The organism is Pseudomonas sp. DW-iso17 (assembly GCF_058725345.1).
The window spans coordinates 106,644-130,865 of record NZ_JBZXEA010000002.1 but is presented as its reverse complement, the minus strand read 5'-3'; the positions used below and the strand labels follow the sequence as shown (position 1 = coordinate 130,865).

Genomic DNA, 24,222 nt, shown 5'->3' with positions numbered 1-24,222 from the left:
CATGGCCGTTGGGAAGGGGGGCACGCACTTATATTTTCGTGGGACAAATCCCCGTGTTGTCGGGTGAAATCATGCCCTATCAGCTTTACGAATCATTACAGACAACCCCGCCTTACCTGACTATGTTGCAGGTACCGGGCAGGATGCATCGGGCATCACAGCTCTCATAACAATAAAAGAGACGGACCCATGCAGAACTCGACCCAAGCGGCGAATGCCTGGCGCATTCTGTTCCTGCTGTTCCTGGCCAACCTGTTCAACTTCTTCGATCGCACCATCCCCGCGATTATCATCGAGCCGATCCGCATGGAATGGCACTTGAGCGACTTTCAGCTCGGTATCATCGGCACCGCCTTTACCATCGTCTACGCCATTGCCGGGCTACCGCTCGGGCGCCTGGCCGACACCGGCTCACGCAGCAAGTTGATGGGCTGGGGCTTGTTCGCCTGGAGCGGGCTGACGGCGGTTAACGGCATGGTCGGCAGTTTCTGGACCTTCCTGCTGGTGCGCATGGGCATTGGCATCGGCGAAGCCAGCTATGCACCCGCGGCCAATTCGCTGATTGGCGACCTCTTTCCCGCCCACCGCCGTGCCCGAGCCATGGGGATTTTCATGCTTGGCTTGCCCTTGGGCCTGTTGCTGGCGTTCTTTACCATCGGCGCGATGGTCAAGGCGTTCGACAGCTGGCGCGCGCCCTTCTTTATCGCGGCGGTGCCGGGGCTGATCCTGGCGGTGTTTATGTTCTACATAAAAGAACCCAAGCGCGGCGCGGCGGAAACCGTGCAGGTCTCCCAGGCGCGCGTCGACCGCCCGATCCGCCGCGTGCTGGCCGTGCCGACCTTCCTGTGGCTGGTGCTGGCCGGGCTGTGCTTTAACTTTGCCACCTATGCGTGCAACTCATTCCTGGTGCCGATGCTGCAACGCTATTTCCTCATGCCGTTGCAGGACGCGGCCGTCGCGACGGGCGTCATTGTCGGCCTGACCGGCTTGGTGGGCCTGACGCTGGGCGGCTGGATTGCCGACAAGATTCATCAGCGGGTCGCCAATGGTCGATTGTTGTTTGCCGCCTTCAGCTTGATCATCTCCACGGGCACCACCGCCTGGGCATTGCATGCCGGGCGCGTCGAAATCGGGGTGTTTGTCGCGCTGTTCAGTGTGGGCTGGTTGTTTGCCTACAACTTCTATACCTGCGTGTATACCGCGATCCAGGACGTGGTCGAACCGCGTTTGCGCGCGACGGCGATGGCGCTGTTCTTTGCTGGGCTGTATTTGCTCGGCGGTGGCATGGGGCCGGTGGTGGTCGGGGCGCTGTCCGATCACTTTGCTCATTCAGCGATGTATGCGGCCGGGGCGCAGCAGATGACCGAGGCTTATAAAGCGGTGGGCTTGCATGACGCCATGTACCTGATTCCGGTGGCGCTGTTCTTGACCATGCTTTTTCTGTTCCAGGCCTCGCGCAGTTTTGTGCGTGATGCCAAGCGGATGAAGGAAGGGTTGACTGCGGTTGAGGTGCCGGCAGCGGCGGCAACGGCGTGAGACCGAGTGATCGTTCCCATGCTCTGCGTGGGAACGCCGCTCTGGACGCTCTGCGTCCGTTTTAAAGTCGTGACGCAGAGCGTCACATGATGCATTCCCACGCAGAGCGTGGGAACGATCTCTAAAGGCTAATAAAAAGGCCCGCACTAAGCGGGCCTTTTACGTTCAGCGGTTTATCAACCTGCCACCAGCACCCGAATCGCTTCCAGTCGCAGTGCCGCTTTTTCGAGCATGGCCAGGCCTTGCTCGCGCTGGTTGCGCAAGGCGACCAGCTCGCTGTCACGCACGGTCGGGTTGACCGCTTGCAACGCGGTCAGGCGCGCCAGCTCTTCGTCAGTGTCTGCCGCGAGGCGACGCTTGGCTTCGGCGACACGCTCGGCGTGACGCGGGGCGATCTTCTCTTCACCGGCGTTGATGCGCGGGGTGAGTTGGTCGCGCTGCGCCTGCACGAATTTGTTTGCGCTGGCCCGTGGCACGCTTTCCAGCTGGTCATTCAAGGTCACGAACGACACGCGGCCCGACAAATCATTGCCGTTGGCATCCAGCAGGCAGCGCAAGGCGGCCGGTGGCAGGTAGCGGCCCAGTTGCAGGGAGCGCGGGGCGACCACTTCGCTGACATACAGCAGTTCAAGCAATACGGTGCCTGGCTTGAGCGCCTTGTTCTTGATCAGCGCCACGGCGGTGTTGCCCATGGAACCGGACAGCACCAGGTCCATGCCGCCCTGCACCATCGGGTGTTCCCAGGTGATGAACTGCATGTCTTCGCGCGACAGCGCCTGGTTACGGTCGTAGGTAATGGTCACACCTTCGTCGTCGCCCAGGGGGAAGCTGGCGTCGAGCATTTTTTCGCTGGGCTTGAGGATCAGCGCGTTTTCCGAATGGTCTTCGCTGTCGATGCCGAACGCGTCGAACAGGGTTTCCATGTAGATCGGCAGGGCGAACTGGTCGTCTTGTTCGAGGATGTCCTCGACCAGGGCATCGCCTTCGCCGGCGCCGCCGGAATTGAGCTCCAGCAAACGGTCCCGACCGGTGTGCAGCTCCTGCTCCAGACGCTCGCGCTCGGCACGGGCTTCGTCGATCAGGGCTTGCCACTCGCCGTCATCGGCGGCTTCCAGCAAGGGCAGCAGGCGCGGGCCGAACTGATGCTGCAAGGCGTTACCGGTCGGGCAGGTGTTGAGGAAGGCATTGAGCGCTTCGTGGTACCACTGGAACAGGCGTTCTTGCGGGCTGGTTTCCAGGTACGGCACGTGCAGTTCGATCACGTGTTTCTGGCCGATCCGGTCCAGGCGCCCGATGCGCTGTTCCAGCAGGTCGGGGTGGGACGGCAGGTCGAACAGCACCAGGTGATGGGAAAACTGGAAGTTGCGGCCTTCACTGCCGATTTCCGAGCAGATCAGCACCTGGGCCCCGAACTCTTCATCGGCAAAATAGGCAGCGGCGCGGTCACGCTCCAGGATGTTCATGCCCTCGTGGAACACCGTGGCCGGGATGCCGGAGCGCACGCGCAGGGCGTCTTCCAGGTCCATGGCGGTTTCGGCGTGGGCGCAGATCACCAGGACCTTGGTGCGCTTGAGCATTTTCAACTGGTCGATCAGCCACTCGACCCGTGGGTCGAAACGCCACCAGCGGTTCTCTTCCTCGATGTCCGGTTGCGCCTGGAAGCTGACTTCCGGGTACAGCTCGGCGTGTTCGCCCAGGGGCAGTTCGAGGTATTCGTCCGGGTTGGGCAGCGGGTAGGCGTGCAGCTTGCGCTCAGGGAAGCCTTGCACCGCGGCGCGGGTGTTGCGGAACAGTACGCGGCCGGTACCGTGGCGGTCGAGCAGTTCACGCACCAGGCGGGCACTGGCTTCGCTGTCGCCATCGTTGACGGCGGTGAGCAGTGCTTCACCTTCGTCACCAAGGAAGCCTTGGATGGTCTTGTGCGCGGCCGGTGACAGGCGGCCCTTGTCCAGCAGCTCCTGCACGGCTTCGGCCACCGGGCGATAGTTTTCGCTCTCGGCGCGGAAGGCTTGCAGATCGTGGAAGCGGTTCGGGTCCAGCAGGCGCAGGCGCGCAAAATGGCTGTCCTGGCCCAGTTGTTCCGGGGTGGCGGTCAGCAGCAGCACGCCTGGAATTACTTCGGCCAGTTGTTCGACCAGCGAGTATTCGGCGCTGGCCTTGTCTTCGTGCCATACCAGGTGGTGGGCTTCGTCGACCACCAGCAAGTCCCAGCCAGCGGCGAACAGCGCGTCCTGGGCCTTCTCGTCGTCCACCAGCCATTCCAGCGCAACGAGTGCAAGCTGGGTGTCTTCGAACGGGTTGGTGGCATCGCTTTCGATAAAGCGCTCTTCATCGAACAGCGCAACCTGCAGGTTGAAGCGGCGGCGCATTTCCACCAGCCATTGGTGCTGCAGGTTTTCCGGAACCAGGATCAGTACGCGGCTGGCACGGCCCGAAAGCAGTTGGCGATGGATCACCAGGCCCGCTTCGATGGTCTTGCCCAGGCCCACTTCGTCCGCCAGCAACACGCGTGGCGCGATACGGTCCGCGACTTCGCGGGCGATGTGCAGTTGGTGGGCAATCGGTTGGGCGCGTACGCCACCCAGGCCCCACAGCGAGGACTGCAACTGGCGGCTGGTGTGTTCCAGGGTGTGGTAGCGCAGCGAGAACCACGCCAGCGGGTCAATCTGCCCGGCGAACAGACGGTCACTGGCCAGGCGGAACTGGATAAAGTTGGACAGTTGGGTTTCCGGCAGGGTGACCTGCTCGTTCTGCCCATTGAGGCCGTGGTAGACCAGCAGGCCATCGACGTCGTCGACTTCCTGTACGGTCATTTTCCAGCCTTCGAAATGGGTGATGGTGTCACCCGGCGAAAACCTCACGCGAGTGAGGGGCGCATTCCGTAGCGCATACTGGCGAGTGTCGCCAGTGGCCGGATAGAGCACGGTCAACAAGCGGCCGTCCTGTGCCAGAACGGTGCCTAACCCCAGCTCTGCTTCGCTGTCACTAATCCAGCGTTGCCCCGGTTGATACTGCTGCGCCATGCTGCCTGACTCCCGCCGTGAAAAAGCCGACTATGTTAACGGAACACGGCCCGGCGCCCAAGAACTCTGACAAAAACTACGCTGTTTGTACGGGCCGGCGGAAATTGAATCGACGGATGGCGGGCACTTGAGAGTGTCGACTGAGTCACAGCTTGGCACGCGGGTGCTCAAGTCGCCCTGCCACCCGCCGACAGCCTGTTGATCAGGAGAATAATTATCATGCTGCCACCCATGCTGCCCGTCAGTGTTGTGCCGGTCACGTCGCAACTCGACCCGGCACGCCAGAAGCCGGATATTCCGCCGGTGGTGCCCGTTCAACCGGGCTCCAACGAGAGCACGATCGACCTGAAAAAAGGCGATGCCGAGCAATCGACCTTTCTGCTGCGCGAAGAGCAGCGTCGCCAGCAGGAGCAGCAGAAACGCCGGCGCGAAGCCGACGACGACGCGGAGCAGCATTTGCCGATTCCCGGCGACTTGCTCAACGCTGACAACACCGTGCCCGTGGCGCCGCTGATCGAAGACGCGCCGCGCCAGGGCCTGTGGGTGGATATCGAGGTCTAACCGTTCAGTTCGCGCAGGGCCTTCACCAGCAGCTCAATATCGTCATCGGTGTTGAGCGGGCTGACGGAGATGCGCGCAACGCTGCTCAACCCACGTGCTTGCATGTCCAGCGGGGTGTAGGCCACGCCATTGGCGCCGATGTTGATGCGCTTTAACCCCAGGCGTTGTTTGAGTTCAAAACTATCCCAGCCGGCCAGGTTGAACGCGATCAAGCCTGAATGCGTTCTGCCTAAGTCATGCAAGGTAATTCCCGGTATCTGACGCAGTGCCTCGCGGATTCGCGCGCTGGTCTTCGAGACCCTTTGCCATACTTGCTCAATCCCCAGTTGATTGATCTCGTGCAACGCATTGCCCAGGCCGGCCAGCAGGGCGAAAGAGACTTCGCTGGTTTCAAAGCGCCGGGCGTCGTTGCGCAGGTCGAAGCCTTCGGCGGTCCAGGGCGCTGAAAACACGTCGCGTTGGGCCGGGTTCAGATGCGGCAGAAAATCCGGCCTGATATACAGCAGCGCGGTACCGCGAGGCCCGCGCAGGTGTTTGCGGCCGGCAGACTTGAGCACATCGCACTGCAACGCTTGCACATCCACCGGCAGTTGGCCGACGGCTTGGCCCGCGTCGATGAAGTAGGGGATGGCATGCCGCCTGGCCACATCGCCGATGGCCTGGGCCGGGTTGATCAAGCCACCGTTGGCCGGCAGCCAGGTGAGGTCGATCAGCTTCACCTTGGCATCCAGCATCGCCTCCAACGCCACCGGGCAGGCCGCGCCGCTGGCATCGCACGGGATGACCTCCACCCGCGCCCCGGCTTGAATGGCCAGTTCCATGCTCGCCAGGTTACCGCCCCATTCGTGGCGCCCCACCAGAATTCGATCACCCGGCTGCCAGGGCCCCAGCGCCTGGAAGGCCAGGCTCCAGGCCGTCGAGCCACTGCTGGCGAAGGCAATCGCTGAGGCGGGCGCATTGAGCAACTGCCCAGCGGCGCGGCGGGCCTTCTCCACTAAGATGGCACCCTGTTCTCCGGCCTCCATCGGGCCGTCGCGGGCTTCGCGTTGCAGCTGTTCGATGATGGCGTCGAGCGTCGCCTGGCTGGGCAAGGAGGCTCCAGCATGATTGAAGTGCACGAGGCCGGACTGGCAACCGGGCGTGGCTTCTCGCAAGTGCTGGATTTGCAGCGGGCTCATGGCTGCAGCTCGAAAGTGGCGTCCACTTCCACGGCGACACCAGCCGGCAGACTGCAAACCCCTACGGCGGTGCGCACGTGCCGGCCCTTGTCGCCGAGGGCGTTGACCAGCAGGTTCGAAGCGCCATTGGCGACCAGGCTTTGGCGCTGGAAGTCGGCGCTGCTGGCAATGAACACGCCCAGGCGCAGGATGCGCACCACCCGCGACAGGTCATCGTCCAGCGCATCGCTTAATTGCCCCAGCAGGCCCAGCGCTGCCAATTCCGCCGCTTGGGCGCCATCTTCATCGCTGAGAGAATCGCCCAGCCGGCCAATGTAGGCGGGTTTGCCATCGATCATGGGAATTTGTCCCGAGATGAACAGCTGGTGTTGGCTGATCACATGATTGATGTAGTTGGCTGCGGGTTGGCTGTGCGTAGGCAGTGTCAGGCCGAGGGCGTGTACGCGCTGGCGGATGGAGTCAGTCATGGTGAAATCCTCTGGTGTCAGAAGGTTCCAGCATGTTGGTGGTGGCGAGGGGCGACAAACGGATAGATCTCAACCGACGTATCTAAAAAACTCACGCGTCGGCGCACGCTTGCTTCAACCACTGACTGAAGCATTCAGCCGCCTCACTGAGCGGACCCTGAGGGACGATCAGCCAATAGCCGATGTCGCTGTGATAGGGCGGCCTGTCAAAGGCCTCCACCAGGCTGCCGTCGTGGAGCCTGCGTTCAATCAGGCGATGGCGGCCCATGGCGATACCCTGGCCGGCCACGCTCGCTTCGACCACGATGTTGTAGTCATGCAACATCACGCGGGGGTGATGATCGAGGTTGATCTGGTAATGGGCGGACCAATCGGTCCACTCGAAAGGGCGGTGCGAGGTCGCCATCAACAACGGGCCTGTGGCGACCTGCCTGGCCTTGAACGCCGGGCTGCATACCGGTGACAGGGTTTCGGTCATCAGGCGTGTGGCGAGCACGTCGGGCCAGTCGCCCTTGCCGTAGCGGATGGCCAAGTCAACTTCGGCCGTGGCGACGTTGGCCAATTGAATCGCGGGCAGCAATTCCACCTGGATATGCGGGTGGCGCTGTAGAAACTCGGCCAGGCGCGGCGCCAGCCACAGCGTGGCAAAGGACGCCAGCAAGCCGATACGCAATACACTGGCGCACGGCGCTCCCCGCTGGCTGCGTGTTGCAGCGGCGATGGCGTCCAGGGCAGGGCGTATTTGCGCGTAGTAATCTTGCCCGGCCAACGTCAGGTCGATCGCACGGGTTCGCCGGATAAACAGCGGCTTGCCCAAGTGGCGCTCGAGCTTATGTACCTGGTGGCTCAGCGCACTTTGGGTCACCGACAACTCGTCAGCCGCCTTGATAAAACTCAAGTGCCGTGCCACGGCCTCGAAGGCGCGCAGGGCCAGCAGCGGTGGAAGGTCGTTGTGCAAGGCCACCTGGATGCACCTCCTGGGCAGGGTAGAAAGTGCCGATTTTGGTCGATGGCCTGCATTTTGTCGCCCGCTTAATTGCCGTCGGGCGGGGCAGGCCGCATTATTGAGGCATTCTCGCCACGACGTAAGCCAAGCCATGAGTGATGACGACAAGCTGATCGACCTGAACGCCGAACGTGCCAAGCGCGTTCACGACCTTAATGACAAGCGCCTGAATGAAGTGCGCCAAGCCTTTGAGCAAGCCATGCCCTTGGGCAAGCCCAAGAAGAAGTCGAAGAACAAGCCGAAAAAACGTTGAAACGTCCTGCCTCTATTGATGCAGGTCAGTTATTCCCCTTCTTTACGCCCCGTTGTGGGCGACATTGATCCTGGTCAATTTCCCACTGTGCCTTCTCTATTAACTTAGCCCTATCGCAACAGGGCAAGTGCAGGAGGCCGGTCATGTTTTTCGATAATGTGGTTTTTGCCGGAGTGCTGACTGTTAGCCTCATGGTGCTGTTTTTTGTAGGGTTTGGATTTTTTATCTGGAAAGACGCGAACAAGCGTAAAAAACCTTAAGTCTTTCCGGGTTACATGAGCACGCAAGGCATTTTGGGCGACTTCGGTCGCCCTTTTTTTTGGCTGTGACGCTCCGCGTCACCCGTGCGCCAGTGAGACGCGGAGCGTCCGCGGCGGCATTCCCACGCAGAGCGTGGGAACGAACGATCATAAAAAAAGGTGCGACCCTCGCGGATCGCACCTTTTTTATTGCCGGCTGGCTATCAGTTGCCCAAAGCCTTGGACGCCAGCCAGAACAACCCGGCCGAGAGGCCTACGGTCGCTGGCAAGGTCAATACCCAGGCCATCAGGATGGTCTTGACGGTGCCACCTTGCAGGCCGCTTTTGTTTGCAACCATGGTGCCTGCCACGCCAGAAGACAGGACGTGGGTGGTGGACACTGGCAGGGCGAAGATGTTGGCGAAGCCGATCATGGTGGCCGTGGTGATTTGCGCCGACATGCCCTGGGCATAGGTCATGCCTTGCTTGCCGATCTTTTCACCGATGGTCAGCACCACGCGCTTCCAGCCCACCATGGTGCCCAGGCCCAGGGCCAGTGCGACCGCGAGGATCACCCAGAACGGGGCGTACTCGGTGGTGGCGGTCAGGTCTTTGCGCAGCTTGTCGAGGTCGGACTTCTCACGGGAGTCCAGGCCTGGCAGCTTGCCGACCTTTTTCGCGGTGTCATCCAGGCAAAGCAGGTAGCGACGTACCTCGATGCGGTGGTCGGCCGTCAGCGAGTGGTAGTCCGAGACGCCCTTGAGGGTGCCCAGCAGCGCGTTGATCGTCGGTTCGGTCTGCTGCGGGTTGCAGCGGAACTTGCCCGGCAGGTCATCCTTCACGCTTTTGCCCAGGGCCAGGAATTCACCGAGGGTCTCGTGGTTGCGCTGGTAGAACTGGTTCAGGTGCAGGGTGGCGTCGCGGGTACGTTCGATCTGGTAAGTGGTGCTGCCCAGGTCCAATACGAACTGCGCCGGCACGATACCGATGAGCACCAGCATGATCAGGCCGATGCCCTTCTGGCCATCGTTGGAGCCGTGCACGAAGCTCACCGCCATGGCCGAAATCACCAGGACGAGGCGGTTCCAGAATGGCGGGTGCTTTTTGTCGTCAAGCTTGCGGCGCTGGTCCGGGGTCTTGTGCATCTTCGACAGCGGACGCCACCACTTCAGACCGATCAGTACCAGAGCGGCGACCAGAAAGCCCGCCATCGGCGAGAATACCAGGGACGCGCCGATATCCACGGCCTTCTGCCAGTTCACACCGTCAGCCAGGGGGATGTCGTTGATCAACGCGTTGGCCAGGCCGACACCAAGGATCGAGCCGATCAGGGTGTGGGAGCTGGAGGCGGGGATACCGAAGTACCAGGTGCCCAGGTTCCAGGTGATCGCTGCTGCCAACAATGAGAAGACCATTGCCAAGCCATGGCCGGTGTTCACATTGATCAGCAACTCCACCGGCAGCAAGTGCACGATGGCGTAGGCGACACCGACACCACCGAGCAATACGCCGAGGAAATTGAACACCCCGGAGAAGAACACGGCCAGGTGTGGCGGCATGGCTTTGGTATAGATGACTGTGGCCACCGCGTTAGCGGTGTCATGAAAGCCATTGATGAACTCGAAGGCGAGGACAAAGGCCAGGGCGAGCAACAGGCTCACTAGAACCCAAGCATCCAGTCCGCTGAATAAATCGATCATGAAGGTTTTCTGACCCGGTCGTAAGGGGGCGCGATTATGCCAGAAAACATCAGTAATCGATGCATTAGCTGCTCATCGGTAACAATCTTCCTGGAAAAAAACGCGGCAGGACGCACGCATCCCAGGGTTTTCGGGGCTTTGGCAAGTCTTTGATTTATAAAGCGCAGGCCGCAGAAGGCGGGCTTTAGTCATGAAAATGCCATACCTGAAACATTTGTATGAAATTTCGTAGGTGGCTGTAGGTTACTGACCAGTGGACGCTAAAGCGGGTGCCCTCTGCCAGTACTTCACCGGCAGAGACAGCACGACCCTTAAGGCTCGAACCGAAGCGCTTATGGCTCCTCGGTCTTGAGCTCCTGCTCGATCTTTTGGATTTCCTGGGCAAATGCCTGGTCTAGCAGGCTGGCGCGTTTACGCCATGGCTTGCGTTCCGGCTCGGGTTGCGCGGCGTAGGTGGTGACTTCCCCGCCGTAGACATCCTTGTAACGTTGCTCCTGGCGCTCAAGTTCCGCGCGCAGTTCATCTTTCGTCACAGTATTACCTAATTGAGTTGAGTTTATTGATTGCGCAGCGTCATGCCTGAAAGTCGTGCTCGGGCGATTCCAAATAGAACAATAAAACGTTCAAATGGGTAAATAGGCCTGAGGGCAGTTCTTTTAAGCGAATACTTGTGTCCGGCCCTGCATACAACCCGCAACGCCCGGTGAGCTCCACTCCCGATTCATACCGGGCTGACCTCTGCACAGGTTGCATTATAGCGGCGCATTTGAATAACACTATCATCATGAAGTTAAAAAGCGTCAACGATGTGTCAGAGGTTTGTTACATGCTGGCGTCGGTATTTGTGAACACCGTCATCATCCTGGCAGGGTAAATGCCCCTGCTTTATAGATGCATCAGGCAAATCTGAAACCAGGGCCGCGAGGTGTGCGCCAGCGCCGGCCAAATTGCGATAATCGCATGGTCGTTCGATAATCGCCCAATGTTGCCGACGCTGACTTGTGCAGGGCAACCGGCACGGCTTGTAATAGCCGCCAACCCTCCCGTGGTGATAACAAGAGAAGGCCCTTTGAAATGAACGATCAATTGCGCAACTCCTTTGCATCAGTGGCGCCGCCGATCGTGGCTTCACCGGCCAAGCGCATCCAGGCATTCACCGGTGATCCGGATTTCATGACGTCCCTGGCCCGTGGCCTGGCCGTGGTGCAGGCATTCCAGGAGCGTAAGCGTCACCTGACCATCGCCCAGATCAGCCATCGCACGGAAATTCCCCGCGCCGCCGTGCGCCGTTGCCTGCACACCTTGATCAAGCTCGGCTACGCCACCACGGATGGGCGCACCTACTCGCTGTTGCCCAAGGTACTGACCCTCGGTCATGCCTATCTGTCGTCCACACCGCTGGCTGTTTCGGCCCAGCCTTACCTGGACCGCATGAGCGAGCAACTGCATGAAGCCTGCAACATGGCCACCCTGGAAGGCGATGACATTCTTTATATCGCCCGTTCCGCCACCACCCAGCGTCTGATCTCGGTTGACCTGTCGGTGGGTGGGCGCTTGCCTGCATATTGCACGTCCATGGGCCGCATTCTGCTGGCCGCCCTCGACGACGCTTCGCTGCAGGATTATCTCGACCATGCCGACCTGCAAACCAAGACCAGCCGCACCCTGACCACGCCGCAAGCGTTATTGGAATGCCTGCAACAGGTGCGTCAGCAGGGCTGGTGCATTGTCGACCAGGAACTGGAGCAGGGCCTGCGTTCCATCGCGGTGCCGGTGTATGACGCGTCCGGCCAGGTGTTGGCCGCGCTTAATGTCAGCACCCATGCCGGGCGGGTCAGCCGCAGCGAGTTGGAGCAGCGCTTTTTGCCGAGCATGCTCAGCGCCAGCCGTGAGCTGAGTGCGCAGCTGTTTGCCTAAGCTGTTCGGTGACCGCACAGATCCCGGCTGGCTCGATTGACGGTGTTTCCCTTGGCTTATTAATGTGCGGCAGCGCTCTGAGGAGCTGCCCAATAAGAATGATGACCCCAGGTCGTCAGCCCGCCATCGGTGTGGAATAAAAATAATGAATCAGCCTTCTGTCGGTACCACCCTGGACGTACAGTCCTTTATCAACACCCAGCCACTCTCGCGGTATCAGTGGCGCGTGGTGATCCTGTGTTTCCTGATTGTCTTTCTCGACGGCCTCGACACCGCCGCGATGGGCTTTATCGCGCCCGCGCTGTCCCAGGACTGGGGCATCGACCGCGCCAGCCTCGGCCCGGTGATGAGCGCCGCGTTGATCGGCATGGTGTTTGGCGCACTCGGTTCCGGCCCCCTGGCCGACCGCTTTGGCCGCAAAGTCGTGCTGGTCGGCGCGGTGTTGGTGTTTGGTGCGTTCAGCCTGGCGTCGGCCTACAGCACCACTGTCGACCAGTTGCTGGTGCTGCGCTTTCTCACCGGCCTGGGCCTGGGCGCCGGCATGCCGAATGCCACCACCTTGTTGTCTGAATACACCCCCGAGCGGCATAAATCCTTGTTGGTGACCAGCATGTTCTGTGGCTTCAACCTCGGCATGGCCGGTGGTGGGTTTATTTCGGCCAAGCTGATCCCGGCCTTCGGCTGGCACAGCCTGTTGCTGATCGGCGGCATCCTGCCGTTGATCCTGGCTGGGGTGCTGCTGGTATGGCTACCGGAATCGGCGCGTTACCTGGTGGTGCGCAATCGCGGCACCGACAAGGTGCGCAAGACCCTGGCCCCTATCGAGCCAAACATCGTTGCCCAGGCCTCTCACTTCAGCGTACCGGAGCAAAAAACCGTCAAGGCCCGCAATGTGTTCGCGGTGATCTTCTCGGGCACCTACAGCGCTGGCACCTTGCTGTTGTGGCTCACGTACTTCATGGGCCTGGTGATCGTTTACCTGCTGACCAGTTGGCTCCCCACCTTGATGCGCGACAGTGGCGCGAGCATGGAGCAAGCCGCGTTCATCGGCGCGCTGTTCCAGTTTGGTGGGGTATTGAGCGCGGTGGGCGTGGGCTGGGCGATGGACCGGTTCAACCCGCACAAAGTGATCGGCACGTTCTATCTGCTGGCCGGGGTGTTTGCCTACGCGGTGGGGCAGAGCCTGGGCAACATCACGCTGTTGGCCACCCTGGTGCTGGTCGCCGGGATGTGCGTCAACGGTGCGCAATCGGCGATGCCGTCGCTGGCGGCGCGTTTCTACCCCACCCAAGGCCGTGCCACCGGGGTGTCGTGGATGCTCGGCATCGGCCGCTTCGGCGCGATCCTGGGAGCGTGGATGGGCGCAACCTTGCTGGGCCTGGGCTGGAACTTCGAGCAGGTGCTCACCGCATTGGTGATACCGGCGGCCTTGGCCACGGCAGCGGTAATGATTAAGGGCATGGTCAGCCATGCCGATGCGACCTGAAACCAATCACTACCCCTGTGGGAGCTGGCTTGGCTGCGATAGCGGTGCTGAATCCACTCGCGCCATCGCAGGCAAGCCAGCTCCCACATTGACCCTGTTCCTTATGATGGTTAGTTAAGCAACAATCGGTTCGATAATCGAACACTCAGTCGATTATCGGATTGTTCGGCCCATTTCCCCGGCTTAATCTTCAAGCACTTCGGCGCCACCTCAGCGCCTTTTTCGATCAACACCGGGAGCCCAACCCCATGGCTGAAATCCTCACCCTGCGTGATGCGGTCAAGCGCTTCGTGAACGACGGCGATACCGTCGCCCTCGAAGGCTTCACCCACCTGATCCCTACGGCCGCAGGCCATGAAATCATTCGTCAGGGCAAGAGAGACCTGACGCTGGTGCGCATGACGCCTGACCTGATCTACGACCAGTTGATCGGTGCCGGCTGTGCGCGCAAGTTGATTTTCTCCTGGGGCGGCAACCCGGGCGTGGGTTCCCTGCATCGGCTGCGCGACGCGGTAGAGAAACAATGGCCGCAAGCGCTGGAGATCGAAGAGCACAGCCACGCCGACCTGGCCAATGCCTACGTCGCCGGTGCCTCCGGCCTGCCGTTCGCGGTGTTGCGGGCCTACGCCGGTTCCGACTTGCCCAAGGTCAACCCGCTGATCAAGACCGTCACCTGCCCCTTCACCGGCGAAGTGCTGGCGGCGGTGCCATCGGTGCGTCCGGACATCACCGTGATTCACGCGCAGAAAGCCGACCGCAAAGGCAACGTGCTGCTCTGGGGCATTCTGGGGGTGCAAAAGGAAGCGGCGCTGGCGGCCAAGCGCTGCATCGTCACCGTCGAGGAAATCGTCGACGACCTGAACGCGCCGATGAACAGCTGCGTGCTGCCTACCTGGGCGCTGACGGCGGTGTGTCACGTACCCGGTGGTGCCCATCCTTCCTACGCGCACGGCTACAACGAGCGGGATAACCGCTTCTACCAGGCGTGGGACCCGATTGCCCGCGACCGCGGGACCTTTACCGCCTGGATCGACGAATACATCCACGGCACTGCCGACTTCAGTGAATTCCAGGCCAAGCTGGCCGCCGCGCAGGAGGCTAAGTAATGGCTTATTCCACCAATGAGATGATGACCGTCGCCGCCGCACGCCGCCTCAAGAACGGCTCGGTGTGCTTCGTCGGCATCGGCCTGCCATCCAAGGCGGCCAACCTGGCGCGCCTGACGTCCTCGCCGGATGTGGTGCTGATCTACGAGTCCGGCCCGATTGGGGCCAAGCCCAGCGTGTTGCCGCTGTCCATCGGCGATGGCGAGCTGGCGGAGACCGCCGACACCGTGGTGCCCACCGGTGAGATCTTTCGCTACTGGCTGCAGGGCGGGCGCATTGATGTCGGTTTTCTCGGCGCGGCCCAGGTCGACCGTTTCGGCAATATCAACACCACCGTGGTCGGTGATTATCACCAGCCCAAAGTGCGTTTGCCGGGTGCCGGTGGCGCGCCGGAAATCGCCGGTTCGGCCAAGAGCGTGTTGATCATCCTTAAGCAATCGTCCCGTTCGTTTGTGGACAAACTGGACTTCATCACCTCCGTCGGTCACGGCGAAGGTGGCGACTCACGCAAGCGTCTGGGCCTGCCCGGCGCCGGCCCGGTGGGCATCATTACCGACCTGTGCATCATGGAGCCGGAGGAGGGCAGCCATGAGTTCGTGGTCACTGCACTGCATCCCGGCGTGACCCGCGAGCAAGTGGTCGCCGCCACCGGCTGGGCGATTCGCTTTGCCGACCAGGTGAGCACCACCGCTGAACCCACCGAGACCGAACTGACCGCCCTGCGTGACCTCGAAGCACGCACCGCCGCCGCCCATGGCCAAGCACCGGGAGAAGCCTGATGCGCGAGGTTTATATCTGTGATGCCATTCGCACGCCCATCGGCCGTTTCGGTGGTGGCCTGTCCACGGTGCGCGCCGATGACCTGGCGGCACTGCCGATCAAGGCGTTGATCGAGCGTAACCCGTCGGTGGACTGGAGCGCCGTAGACGAAGTCTTCCTCGGCTGCGCCAACCAGGCAGGTGAAGACAACCGCAACGTGGCACGCATGGCGTTGCTGCTGGCGGGGCTGCCGGAAAGTATTCCCGGCGTGACCCTCAACCGCCTCTGTGCCTCGGGCATGGATGCCATCGGCACCGCCTTTCGTGCGATTGCCAGCGGTGAAATGGAGTTGGCGATTGCCGGTGGCGTCGAATCGATGTCCCGCGCTCCGTTTGTGATGGGCAAGGCCGACGCGGCGTTCTCGCGCAACATGAAGTTGGAAGACACCACCATTGGCTGGCGCTTTATCAACCCGCTGATGAAGGCCCAGTACGGTGTGGATGCCATGCCGCAGACCGCCGATAACGTGGCCGATGACTATCAGGTTTCCCGCGCCGACCAGGACGCTTTCGCCCTGCGCAGCCAGCAACGCACTGCCGCTGCCCAGGCCGCTGGGTTCTTTGCCGAGGAAATCGTTCCGGTGCGAATCGCCCATAAAAAAGGCGAAACCCTGGTGGAACGCGATGAACACCCACGGGACACCACGTTGGAAGCCCTGGCCAAGCTCAAGCCGGTCAACGGCGCGGACAAGACCGTCACTGCCGGCAATGCCTCGGGCGTCAACGACGGCGCCGCCGCGCTGATCCTCGCCAGCGCCGAGGCCGTCAAGCAACACGGCCTCACCGCCCGCGCCCGTGTGCTGGGCATGGCCAGTGCCGGAGTCGCCCCGCGGGTGATGGGCATCGGCCCGGTGCCGGCGGTGCGCAAACTGGTGGAGCGCCTGGGGTTGGCGGTCACCGACTTTGATGTGATCGAACTCAACGAAGCCTTCGCCAGCCAAGGCCTGGCGGTGCTGCGCGAGCTGGGTATCGCTGGCGATGCGCCCCAGGTCAACCCCAACGGCGGCGCCATTGCCCTCGGTCACCCCTTGGGGATGAGTGGTGCGCGGTTGGTGATGACGGCCCTGCACCAATTGGAAAAAACCGGCGGCCGCAAAGGCCTGGCGACCATGTGCGTGGGCGTCGGCCAAGGCCTGGCCCTGGCGATTGAACGCGTCTGATAACTAAAAGAGGATTGCTCCATGAGTGACAAGCCCGGTTACCGGCGCCCGCAAGCGGGCACTCAACCTGATTACCTGCACCCGGCCTACCAGTCGACGAACCTGCGTTCGCCTTCACAGCCTTTGGTGTTCCTGCCCCATTCCTTGTCGGAAATCACGGGCCCGACCATCGGCGCCGAACGTATCAATGAGAAGGACAACGACCTGACAGCCCAGCATGAGGGCGAGCCGCAAGGCGAGCGCATCATCATTCATGGCCGTGTGCTGGACGAAAACGGCCTGCCAGTGCCGGGCATCCTTGTGGAGATCTGGCAGGCCAATGCCGCCGGCCGCTACAACCACAAGCGCGACCTGCACTATGCACCCCTGGACCCGAATTTCACCGGCACCGGGCGCACCGTCACCGACGCCGACGGCTGGTACCAGTTCCAAACCATCAAGCCCGGCGCCTACCCGTGGGGCAACCACCACAACGCCTGGCGCCCGGCGCATATCCACTTTTCGCTGTTCGGCCCCAGCGTGCTGACGCGCCTGGTGACGCAAATGTATTTCCCGGGCGACCCGTTGCTGGAATACGACCCGATCTACAACTGCGTGCCGGACACCAGCGCCAAGCAACGCTTGATCGCCAGTTTCGACCTGGAAAAAACCATTCCTTCCTATGCCCTCGGCTACCGCTGGGACATCGTCCTGCGCGGCCGCGACGCCACGCCGATGGAGAAATGAGATGACACTCAACGCGACCACGTCCCACACCGTCGGGCCGTATTACCACATTGGCCTGACCTGGCTGAACCGTGAAGACCTGACCGTCACTGCCACCCTCGGCGAACGCGTGGCAATCAGCGGCCAAGTGGTGGACGGCAACGGTGATGTCGTCAACGATGCCATGTTGGAAGTCTGGCAGGCCAATGCCGCCGGCAAATATGCTCACCCCGAAGACGAGCAGGACAAAGCGCTCGACCCGAACTTCGAAGGCTTTGGCCGCGTGCCGGTGGATGCCGAAGGGCGTTTCCGCTTTACCACCGTCAAGCCGGGCAGTGTGCCGGGGCTCAAGGGCACCACCCAGGCGCCGCATTTGGTGGTGCTGGTGTTTGCCCGTGGGTTGGTGAAGCACTTGCTGACGCGGATTTATTTTGACGGTGAGGCCTTGAACGGCGATGACCCGTTGCTGGCGTGTGTGCCGGCAGAACGTCGGGGCACCTTGATTGCCCAGGCGGATGCGGCAGGGGTTTATCAGTGGAATGTGATTTTGCAGGGCACAGATAAGGAAACGGTGTTCTTCGACTATTGAGTTGGCTGTAGGGCCCCATCGCAGGCAAGCCAGCTCCCACCTTGAATGTGTTCACAACACAAAATGTGGGAGCCGGGCTTGCCCGCGATGAGGCCCTCTCAGGCTCCACCTATCCAAAAGTCTGCTTGCGGAACAGGGTTGTTGCAAAGTATGTCTAGGCTATAACCGTTCCCACTGAGAAAAAAAACATGACAACAAAAACCAGCCACTACACCGGAGAAGAACGCAGCAAAAGAATCTTTGCGATTGTCGGTGCGTCCTCCGGCAACCTGGTCGAATGGTTCGACTTCTACGTCTATGCCTTCTGCGCGATTTATTTTGCTCCGGCGTTTTTCCCCTCGGACGACCCCACGGTGCAGTTGCTCAACACCGCCGGGGTGTTTGCCGCCGGGTTCCTGATGCGACCGATCGGTGGCTGGTTGTTTGGCCGGGTGGCCGACAAGCACGGGCGCAAGAACTCGATGATGATCTCGGTGCTGATGATGTGCGGCGGCTCCCTGGTCATCGCCTTTCTGCCGAGCTACAACGCCATCGGTGCCTGGGCGCCAGCGTTGCTGTTGGTGGCGCGGCTGTTCCAGGGCTTGTCGGTGGGCGGCGAATACGGCACCACGGCCACTTACATGAGTGAAGTCGCGCTCAAGGGCCAGCGTGGCTTCTTTGCTTCGTTCCAGTACGTGACCCTGATCGGCGGCCAGTTGCTGGCGGTGCTGGTGGTGGTGATCCTGCAACAGATCCTCACCGAAGAAGAACTGCGCGCCTGGGGCTGGCGCATCCCGTTTGTGATCGGCGCTATAGCCGCCGTGATCTCCCTGCTGCTGCGTCGCACCCTGAAAGAAACCACCAGCAAGGAAATGCGTGAAGACAAGGACGCCGGCAGTATCGTCGCGCTGTTTCGCGACCACGGCAAAGCCTTCATTACGGTGCTGGGCTACACCGCCGGCGGCTCGCTGATTTTCTATACCTTCACCACCTACATGCAGAAGTACCTGGTGAATACCGTGGGCATGCACGCCAAGACGTCGAGCTACATCATGACCGGCGCGCTGTTTCTGTACATGTGCATGCAGCCGTTGTTCGGCATGTTGGCCGACAAGATTGGCCGGCGTAATTCCATGCTCTGGTTTGCCGGCCTTGGCACGCTGTTTACCGTGCCGATCCTGCTGACCTTGAAAACCGTGACCAGCCCGTTTTTGGCGTTTGTGCTGATCACCCTGGCCTTGGCGATTGTCAGCTTCTACACCTCCATCAGCGGCCTGGTCAAAGCGGAGATGTTCCCGCCCCAGGTGCGTGCATTGGGCGTGGGCCTGGCGTATGCGGTGGCTAACGCGGTGTTTGGCGGTTCGGCAGAAGTGGTTGCGCTGAGCCTCAAATCCATCGGCATGGAAAACACCTTTTATTGGTACGTCACCGCGATGATGGCGGTGGCCTTCCTGTTCAGCTTGCGCCTGCCGAAACAGGCGGCGTACCTGCATCACGATCTGTAAGGGATGAGTTATGACGCTGCGCACGAGCAATCAACTGTTCGACGCTTATTTCACCGCTGACAGCATGGCCGAAGTGTTCTGTGACCAGGGGCGTTTGCAGGGCATGCTGGATTTCGAGGCCGCACTGGCCCGGGCGCAGGCCCGGGTCGGGTTGATTCCCCAGGCCGCTGTCGCACCGATTGCCCAGGCGTGCCTGGCGTCGCTGTATGACGTGGACGCCCTTGGCAGCGCGATTGCCACGGCGGGCAACTCTGCGATTCCATTGGTGAAGGCGTTGGGCAAGTTGATCGCCAGTGAGGACGCCGACGCCGAGCGTTATGTACACCTGGGCGCAACCAGCCAGGATGTGATGGACACCGGCCTGGTGCTGCAACTGCGCCGTGGGGTGGAATTGATCGAAGCCGACCTGGCTCGCCTGGGGGAGGTGTTGGCCGCCCAGGCCCAGCGTTATGCCACCGTGCCGTTGGCCGGGCGCACCTGGTTGCAGCACGCGACGCCGGTCACCCTGGGAATGAAAATCGCCGGTTGGCTGGGCGCGGTGACGCGCAGTCGCCAGCGCCTGGCTGAATTGAAACCGCGCCTGCTGGTCCTGCAATTTGGCGGCGCCTCGGGCACCTTGGCAGCGCTGGGCGAACACGCCATGCCCGTGGCCGAAGCCGTGGCCGCCGAGTTGCAACTGGGCTTACCGGAACAACCCTGGCACACCCAGCGTGACCGCCTGGTGGAGTTTGCCAGCCTGCTTGGCCTGATCGCCGGTAGCCTCGGCAAGTTGGGCCGCGATATCAGCCTGTTGATGCAGACCGAAGCGGCCGAGGTGTTCGAGCCTTCGGCGCCGGGCAAGGGCGGTTCGTCCACCATGCCGCACAAGCGTAACCCGGTGGGCGCCGCAGTGCTGATCAGCGCGGCCACCCGCGTACCGGGCCTGGTGGCAACGATGTTCAGCGCCATGCCTCAAGAGCACGAACGCAGCCTGGGCTTGTGGCACGCCGAATGGGAAACCTTGCCAGAGATTTGCCGCTTGGTGTCCGGTGCCTTGCACCAGGCAATTCTGGTCAGTGAAGGGCTGGAGGTGAATGCCGAACGTATGGCACACAACCTCGACCTGACTCAGGGCCTGGTACTGGCCGAAGCGGTGAGTATCGTGCTCGCCCAACGCTTGGGCCGCGACACTGCGCACCATCTGCTGGAGCAGTGCTGCAAACGTGCGGTCGCCGAGCAGCGCCATTTGCGCGCGGTACTGGCGGATGAGCCGCACGTCACCGCCGAGCTGTCGGCGGCTGAATTGGACCGCCTGCTCGACCCGGCCCATTACCTGGGCCAGGCGTCTACCTGGGTCACGCGTGCGGTGACCGAACATTTTGCTTTGACTGCCTGAGGAGACCGCTGTGGCTTTTGTACAACTCGCCGAGGGCGAACTGCATTACCAACTCGAGGGGCCCGCCGACGCACCGGTACTGGTGCTGTCCAATTCCCTGGGTACCGACCTGCATATGTGGGATATCCAGATTCCGGCCTTTACCGAGCATTTTCGTGTGCTGCGCTTCGACACCCGTGGCCACGGCCAATCCCTGGTGACCGAGGGGCCTTACAGCATCGAGCAACTGGGTGCAGACGTGCTCGCACTGCTGGATGCGCTGGATATCCAGAAGGCGCATTTTTGCGGATTGTCCATGGGCGGCTTGATCGGCCAATGGCTGGGCATTCATGCCGGCGAGCGCCTGCAACACCTGGTGGTGTGTAATACCGCGGCCAAGATCGGCACGCCCGAGGTGTGGAACCCGCGTATCGAAATGGTCCTGCGTGATGGCGCCGCCGCGATGGTGGCGCTGCGCGATGCGTCCATTGCGCGCTGGTTCACCGCAGATTTCGCCGCTGCCAACCCGCACCAGGCCAAGCAGATCACCGATATGCTCGCGGTCACTTCGCCCGAGGGGTATGCCGCCAACTGCGGCGCCGTGCGCGATGCGGATTTTCGTGAGCAATTGTCCTCGATCAAGGTGCCGACCCTGGTGATTGCCGGCACCGAAGACGCGGTGACGCCGCCAGCTGGCGGCCACTTTATCCAGAGCCATGTGCAGGGCGCCGAGTACGCCGAGTTCTATGCAGCGCACCTGTCCAACGTTCAGGCCGGTGCTGCGTTCAGCGACCGGGTGATCGAATTTCTGCTGGCCCGCTGAGGAGCTATTTGTGGACGAGAAACAACGTTACGCCGAGGGCCTGCAGGTGCGCCGCGAAGTACTGGGCGATGCCCATGTCGACCGCAGCCTCAATGCCCTGACCGAGTTCAACAGCGAGTTCCAGGAAATGATCACCCGCCACGCCTGGGGTGACATCTGGACCCGTCCCGGCCTGCCTCGGCATACCCGCAGCCTGATCACCATCGCGATGCTGATCGGCATGAACCGCAGTGAAGAACTGAAGCTGCACCTGCGTGCCGCCGCCAGCAACGGCGTAACCCGCGCCGAGATCAAGGAAGTGCTGATGCAGAGTGCGATCTACTGCGGGATTCCGGCAGCGAATGCGACGTTTCATTTGGCTGAGTCAGTGTGGGATGAGTTGGGTGTGGAGTCTCGCCAACAAGACTGAATGTGAAAGGCGATCACCTGTGGGAGCTGGCTTGCCTGCGATTGCAGCGACGAGGTCTGACTGGGGACCGTGTTGTCTGCATCGCAGGCAAGCCAGCTCCCACAGGGGATCGTCACAGGTTTAAGGTATTAGTGGGAATCAGCATCCCACAGCCAATTCCACACTCCAGGCAGATGCACCGGCTCGTTCACAGCCTTGACCGTACGGGCCAGCGCTGCGCGTTCCAGCGCGGCGTGGTCGGTATAGAACGGCTCGGCCGCGGTCTTCAAACCGTTGACCCGTGCGCTGTCCATCAGAATCTGCAAGTACTCCTGCATATGCCGCGCGGTGTAGCGGTTGATGTCATGGAAGGTCACCACTACCGGGATCACACTCTCCACTGTCGGTAGTTCACCCAAGGCGATGCGTTCGCGTACCACCGACAGTTGCCGATACAGGTTGGCGCGCCGACGCGGGCTGGCGTTGAAGCCCCAGATCTTGCCGTCATTGGCACTCAAATCCGTCAACAGTACCTGCATGCCGTGGCGTTGGTAGGCGGCGAAGGTGCGCTTGTCGTAGTTCCAGAAGGGGGGGCGTACCAGCACGGGGGGCGCGCCCGTGATGGCGGCAATGTCTACGGCGCCTTCGGTAAGGGTGTGTTCCAGCGTGGTGTCGTTCAACCAGCGATGATTGGTGTGAAACGCGGTAGCAGTGTGGAAGGCCAGGATATGGCCAGCGGCGAATTCTCGTTCCATGGTCTTGCGCCCCCGAGAGCTGCCGCCGGAGCGGGCCGCTTCGGTCTGCAGGAAGAACACCGCCTTGATCCCCGGCAGCACCGGGTTGTTGGCCAGGTCCGCCACTACCGAACGGCTCGGATTGTTGTAGCCCGAGGCGCTTGGGCCATCGTCGAAGGTCAGCAAAAAGCGGATCGGCGCTTGGGTTTGCAGGCGCTGTTCGGTTTGAGGCGTCAGGGCGATGGGGGCGCTGATGCAGCCCCCCAGGCTCAAGGCCAGGGCAAACAGTGCGATTGCTGTAGCGAAGGATTTCATGCCGTGCAGGGCCCGAGTAAAGGCCGCTGCTGGGGGGATCAGCAGCGGCAGGCGCGCACCATACAGTAAGTGCTATGCCGGTTTACAGCAGACTGATCGGATAGCTGACGATCAACCGGTTCTCATCGAACTCGTTGTTGCTGTAGTCCCTGCGCATGCTCGAATTGCGCCAGCGCACGTTGAGGTTTTTCAGCGTGCCGCTTTGCACCGTATAGCCTACTTCGGTCTCGCGGCCCCACTCCTTGCCGTCGGTGATGGTGCCGGTGTGCACGTTGCTGCCGCTGATATAGCGGTTCATCAGGGTCAGGCCTGGTACACCGAGGGCGGCGAAGTTGTAGTCGTGGCGAACCTGCCAGGATTTTTCCTGTGCGTTGTCATAGCTGGAGTTGTAGCTGTCGTTGGCCAGGGTGCCGCCGCTGGTGCCGTTGACGCGCATCCAGGCACTGTCGCCGGTGAGTTTTTGCAGGCCGACGTAGAAGGTGTTGCCACCGTACCTGGCCGAGAACAAACCGGACCAGGTTTTGTTGTCCAGGTCGCCGGCGCGGGCGCTGCCGTCGTCCTTACCGTAAAAGAAGCCCAGGTTGGCGCCCAGGGTCCAGTCGCCCACAGGCTGGCTGTGGATCAGATTGACGAACTGCTGGCTGTAGATGTCCTTGAGCTGGGCATTCCACACGCCGACTTGGGTGCGTTTGTCGTTGAATGCGTATTCGGCGCCCTGGAAGTTGAAACGGTCGGAGGTGAAGGCGGTTTTGCCGAACATTGACATGTCGCTCATGCTGCCATCGTCCCGCGGACTATTGGCGCGGAATTGGCCGCCATAGAGGGTCAGGCCGTCGATTTCCTTCGAGGTGATCTGCCCGCCACGCAGGGTCTGTGGCAGGGAGCGGCCATCGTCGGAACGCAGGATCGGCAGCACCGGCATCCATTCGCCCACCTTCAGCTCGGTCTTGGAAAAGCGCGCCTTGAATGCCACGCCCAGCCGGCCAAACTCATCGGCTGGCCGGCCGTCATGGTCCAGCGGCAGCAACTGCGTGCCGCCTGTGCCACGCCCGCCATCGAGCTTGAGCGAGTACAAGCCCAGCACGTCCACACCAAAACCGACTGTGCCTTGGGTGAACCCGGACTTGGCGTCGAGAATGAAACTTTGCGTCCACTCCTGCGCGCCACCCTGAGCCTTGGTCGGGTTGGTGTAGTTGCGGTTGAAGAAGAAATTACGCAGGTTGAGGTTGGCGCTGGCGTCTTCGAGAAAGCCGTGATCCTGGGCGAGAACGGGCAGGGCAGAACTGGCGACAGCAGCCGCCAGCAACAGCTGGCGCGGTTGGAAAGTGCTCATGGTGTGAACCTGTTGTTATTGGGTTTATGCAGGTGGCGGCCATGGTG

23 protein-coding genes are annotated in these 24,222 nt (G+C 61.5%); 15 read left to right on the top strand and 8 right to left on the bottom strand.

Features of this window, described 5'->3' with window-relative positions:
- Positions 1-189 precede the first annotated feature (189 nt).
- Complete coding sequence (locus AC4PS6_RS01900; RefSeq protein ID WP_103452147.1) at positions 190-1,536, top strand: spinster family MFS transporter; 1,347 nt, start codon at positions 190-192, stop codon at positions 1,534-1,536.
- A 176-nt stretch (positions 1,537-1,712) separates the two neighbouring features.
- Here AC4PS6_RS01900 and rapA read toward each other — a convergent pair whose 3' ends face one another.
- A complete protein-coding gene (gene rapA / locus AC4PS6_RS01895; RefSeq protein WP_336826881.1) occupies positions 1,713-4,559 on the bottom strand; it encodes an RNA polymerase-associated protein RapA in 2,847 nt (948 codons plus the stop codon).
- Between the two features lie 219 nt (positions 4,560-4,778).
- On the opposite strand from rapA, the gene AC4PS6_RS01890 reads away from it, so the two are divergent.
- A complete protein-coding gene (locus AC4PS6_RS01890) occupies positions 4,779-5,120 on the top strand; it encodes a hypothetical protein (RefSeq protein WP_014717286.1) in 342 nt (113 codons plus the stop codon).
- Here the strand turns inward: AC4PS6_RS01890 and AC4PS6_RS01885 are convergent.
- The 3 genes from AC4PS6_RS01885 to AC4PS6_RS01875 form a co-directional block, all read right to left on the bottom strand.
- Positions 5,117-6,298, bottom strand: a complete 1,182-nt coding sequence (locus AC4PS6_RS01885) for an aminotransferase class V-fold PLP-dependent enzyme (protein WP_103452148.1) — start codon at positions 6,296-6,298, stop codon at positions 5,117-5,119. The two genes, AC4PS6_RS01890 and AC4PS6_RS01885, sit on opposite strands and share 4 nt — an antisense overlap.
- Positions 6,295-6,765: a RidA family protein gene (locus AC4PS6_RS01880; protein WP_073845164.1), complete on the bottom strand. Its 471-nt coding sequence runs from the start codon at positions 6,763-6,765 to the stop codon at positions 6,295-6,297. The genes AC4PS6_RS01885 and AC4PS6_RS01880 overlap by 4 nt, the downstream gene beginning before the upstream one ends.
- Before the next feature lie 91 nt (positions 6,766-6,856).
- Positions 6,857-7,729 (bottom strand): LysR substrate-binding domain-containing protein, encoded by an 873-nt coding sequence (locus tag AC4PS6_RS01875; protein WP_336826882.1) that lies wholly within the window; start codon positions 7,727-7,729, stop codon positions 6,857-6,859.
- 133 nt (positions 7,730-7,862) lie between these two features.
- On the opposite strand from AC4PS6_RS01875, the gene AC4PS6_RS01870 reads away from it, so the two are divergent.
- Positions 7,863-8,024 (top strand): hypothetical protein, encoded by a 162-nt coding sequence (locus AC4PS6_RS01870; protein WP_005785860.1) that lies wholly within the window; start codon positions 7,863-7,865, stop codon positions 8,022-8,024.
- Between the two features lie 143 nt (positions 8,025-8,167).
- Positions 8,168-8,284 (top strand): cytochrome c oxidase subunit CcoM, encoded by a 117-nt coding sequence (gene ccoM, locus AC4PS6_RS01865; RefSeq protein WP_019817835.1) that lies wholly within the window; start codon positions 8,168-8,170, stop codon positions 8,282-8,284.
- A 203-nt stretch (positions 8,285-8,487) separates the two neighbouring features.
- Here the strand turns inward: ccoM and AC4PS6_RS01860 are convergent, their stop codons facing one another.
- A complete protein-coding gene (locus AC4PS6_RS01860; protein ID WP_003189291.1) occupies positions 8,488-9,963 on the bottom strand; it encodes an inorganic phosphate transporter in 1,476 nt (491 codons plus the stop codon).
- A 332-nt stretch (positions 9,964-10,295) separates the two neighbouring features.
- The gene (locus AC4PS6_RS01855) at positions 10,296-10,496 is read right to left on the bottom strand and encodes a hypothetical protein (RefSeq protein ID WP_003189295.1); all 201 of its coding nucleotides are present in this window, start codon (positions 10,494-10,496) and stop codon (positions 10,296-10,298) included.
- A 541-nt stretch (positions 10,497-11,037) separates the two neighbouring features.
- Here AC4PS6_RS01855 and pcaR point away from each other — a divergent pair.
- From pcaR to pcaC, 11 genes are all read left to right on the top strand, one after another.
- On the top strand, positions 11,038-11,880 hold the full coding sequence (gene pcaR, locus AC4PS6_RS01850; protein WP_014717290.1) for a pca regulon transcriptional regulator PcaR: 843 nt from the start codon (positions 11,038-11,040) through the stop codon (positions 11,878-11,880).
- 145 nt (positions 11,881-12,025) lie between these two features.
- On the top strand, positions 12,026-13,366 hold the full coding sequence (gene pcaK / locus AC4PS6_RS01845) for a 4-hydroxybenzoate transporter PcaK (protein ID WP_032903228.1): 1,341 nt from the start codon (positions 12,026-12,028) through the stop codon (positions 13,364-13,366).
- A gap of 248 nt (positions 13,367-13,614) precedes the next feature.
- Positions 13,615-14,472: a CoA transferase subunit A gene (locus tag AC4PS6_RS01840; protein WP_032903227.1), complete on the top strand. Its 858-nt coding sequence runs from the start codon at positions 13,615-13,617 to the stop codon at positions 14,470-14,472.
- Positions 14,472-15,251: a CoA-transferase subunit beta gene (locus AC4PS6_RS01835; protein WP_003189301.1), complete on the top strand. Its 780-nt coding sequence runs from the start codon at positions 14,472-14,474 to the stop codon at positions 15,249-15,251. The genes AC4PS6_RS01840 and AC4PS6_RS01835 overlap by 1 nt, the downstream gene beginning before the upstream one ends.
- Entirely contained in the window at positions 15,248-16,450 is a 1,203-nt protein-coding gene (gene pcaF, locus AC4PS6_RS01830; RefSeq protein WP_492180635.1) for a 3-oxoadipyl-CoA thiolase, read from the top strand. The genes AC4PS6_RS01835 and pcaF overlap by 4 nt, the downstream gene beginning before the upstream one ends.
- 21 nt (positions 16,451-16,471) lie before the next feature.
- Positions 16,472-17,176: a protocatechuate 3,4-dioxygenase subunit beta gene (gene pcaH, locus AC4PS6_RS01825; RefSeq protein ID WP_073522588.1), complete on the top strand. Its 705-nt coding sequence runs from the start codon at positions 16,472-16,474 to the stop codon at positions 17,174-17,176.
- A gap of 1 nt (position 17,177) precedes the next feature.
- Positions 17,178-17,744 (top strand): protocatechuate 3,4-dioxygenase subunit alpha, encoded by a 567-nt coding sequence (gene pcaG, locus AC4PS6_RS01820; RefSeq protein ID WP_014717295.1) that lies wholly within the window; start codon positions 17,178-17,180, stop codon positions 17,742-17,744.
- A 188-nt stretch (positions 17,745-17,932) separates the two neighbouring features.
- Positions 17,933-19,228, top strand: a complete 1,296-nt coding sequence (locus tag AC4PS6_RS01815) for an MFS family transporter (RefSeq protein WP_492180632.1) — start codon at positions 17,933-17,935, stop codon at positions 19,226-19,228.
- Between the two features lie 10 nt (positions 19,229-19,238).
- Complete coding sequence (locus tag AC4PS6_RS01810; RefSeq protein WP_032903223.1) at positions 19,239-20,603, top strand: 3-carboxy-cis,cis-muconate cycloisomerase; 1,365 nt, start codon at positions 19,239-19,241, stop codon at positions 20,601-20,603.
- Between the two features lie 10 nt (positions 20,604-20,613).
- Positions 20,614-21,405 (top strand): 3-oxoadipate enol-lactonase, encoded by a 792-nt coding sequence (pcaD, locus tag AC4PS6_RS01805; protein ID WP_336826883.1) that lies wholly within the window; start codon positions 20,614-20,616, stop codon positions 21,403-21,405.
- 10 nt (positions 21,406-21,415) lie between these two features.
- On the top strand, positions 21,416-21,814 hold the full coding sequence (pcaC, locus tag AC4PS6_RS01800; protein ID WP_003189316.1) for a 4-carboxymuconolactone decarboxylase: 399 nt from the start codon (positions 21,416-21,418) through the stop codon (positions 21,812-21,814).
- Between the two features lie 128 nt (positions 21,815-21,942).
- Here pcaC and AC4PS6_RS01795 read toward each other — a convergent pair whose 3' ends face one another.
- On the bottom strand, positions 21,943-22,842 hold the full coding sequence (locus tag AC4PS6_RS01795) for a polysaccharide deacetylase family protein (protein WP_492180631.1): 900 nt from the start codon (positions 22,840-22,842) through the stop codon (positions 21,943-21,945).
- An 82-nt stretch (positions 22,843-22,924) separates the two neighbouring features.
- Entirely contained in the window at positions 22,925-24,175 is a 1,251-nt protein-coding gene (locus tag AC4PS6_RS01790) for an OprD family porin (protein ID WP_019817827.1), read from the bottom strand.
- Positions 24,176-24,222: the final 47 nt, after the last annotated feature.